Annotated in this window: 1 protein-coding gene and 1 pseudogene; both read left to right on the forward strand. The window is 62.0% G+C overall.

Annotated elements, in window-relative coordinates; translation table 11 throughout:
• Positions 1-473, forward strand: a 473-nt coding sequence (locus AWB67_RS37510; RefSeq protein ID WP_125477869.1) for an acetate uptake transporter, incomplete at its 5' end; no start/stop codon positions are given.
• A gap of 139 nt (positions 474-612) precedes the next feature.
• A pseudogene (locus AWB67_RS37515) lies at positions 613-970 on the forward strand (YoaK family protein); the annotation flags it as partial.
• Between the last annotated feature and the right edge of the window lie 581 nt (positions 971-1,551).

Genomic DNA, 1,551 nt, shown 5'->3' on the forward strand with positions numbered 1-1,551 from the left:
AGGTACTGGCGTGCGCTCTCGCCTACGGCGGGACCGCGCAGGCGATCGCGGGCGTGATGGAATTGCCGCGTGGGAACACGTTCGGCGCCACCGCATTCCTTAGCTACGGCGCGTTCTGGTGGTCACTGGCACTGTTCGTCCTGTTCCTGCATGCGAAGGTTCCAGCCGCCTTCATCGGCTGGTATCTGTTCCTGTGGGGCTTCTTCACGTTCTATATGTGGCTTGCCACGTTTCGTTCGCCACGTGCGCTTCAACTCGTCTTTCTCGCGTTATGGATCACGTTCTTCCTGCTTGCCACTGGAGAATGGACGAGTTCGGTCGCGTTGCGAGTGGCGGGCGGGTACGGTGGAATGTTGACGGCCTTCCTGGCGTTCTACTTGTCCGCGGCGACCATTCTCAACGAGACGTACGGAAAGATCGTCCTGCCCATCGGCGATGTGCAGGCGGTGCAACCGCGGGTTGCCATGTCCTGAGAAGCACGCTGATAGCCGCCGGTCCAGTCGGTCCGCTACCGATTCCTGGACCGCTGGCCCGCACCACGACGCATGCGCAAGACCGCCGACAGCGCGTGGGGCGTGCTCCGAGGGTACGATCGTCCAGTCCTTGGTAACCATGCCTATTCACTATCTCCGAACCCTGACCGCCCGCAAACGCACCGACGAAGCCAACCGGCGGCTTGGCCTCGCACTCGCGTTCGTCGCGGGCGCGGCGAATGCCGGCGGTTTTCTTGCGGTAGGGCAGTACACCTCGCATATGTCGGGCATCGTTTCTGCGCTTGCCGACAACCTCGCGTTAGGGGACTTTCTTCTCGTCGTCGCCGGCTTGAGTTCGCTTGCCGCGTTCATCGTGGGAGCGGTCACATCGGCGATGTTGATCAACTGGGGACGAAGGCGTCAGGCGCAAAGCGAATTTGCGACGCCTCTGCTTCTCGAAGCGGTACTGCTGCTGTGCTTCGGGTTATTGGGATCGAATCTCGAACATCACCGGCTCATGTTCGTGACAGCTGATGGCTTCGCACAATTGCGCGAAGACGTATTATTTGCGCGAGTCTCGCGATCAGGCGCGCGGGGGCGATTGTGACGAGCTGAGGGTTTGGGGTTCGATGACGCGGAAAATCGACCAAAGTCGAACGGCAGGAGGGAGTGCGTAACCATATCGAGTCTGGCAGACGAGGTCGGCACTGCATGTACGAGGGTCACGCCTGCCGCGCGATGCGCGTCAAGCCGATCGTACAAGGCGGTGGTCAAGCGATCGGCGAGAGCTGATGGTGAGGCCACGCTCGTTCGCGATCGAGCCACGACGCGCCGATCATCCACGCCCGGTTCCTCGACGTCCAAGAGCGAGATGACATCCTGCAGTTCGCGGCCACCGAGGACATGTATCCGGCTGTCGACCTCATTGCTTCGTCGTGGGTGCTGCTGGACGCGGCCGTCGTCGGCGAGGAACACGCGAGCAACGCAAGTGCGCCGGACTGTGGAGCACTGGAGCGCCGCGACTTCGCTTGTGAGAGTCGGCTGATAACCGACACGCGACGGCAGGAGTCCCAGCAGG

This window comes from Caballeronia terrestris (assembly GCF_001544515.1).
GTDB lineage: Bacteria > Pseudomonadota > Gammaproteobacteria > Burkholderiales > Burkholderiaceae > Caballeronia > Caballeronia terrestris.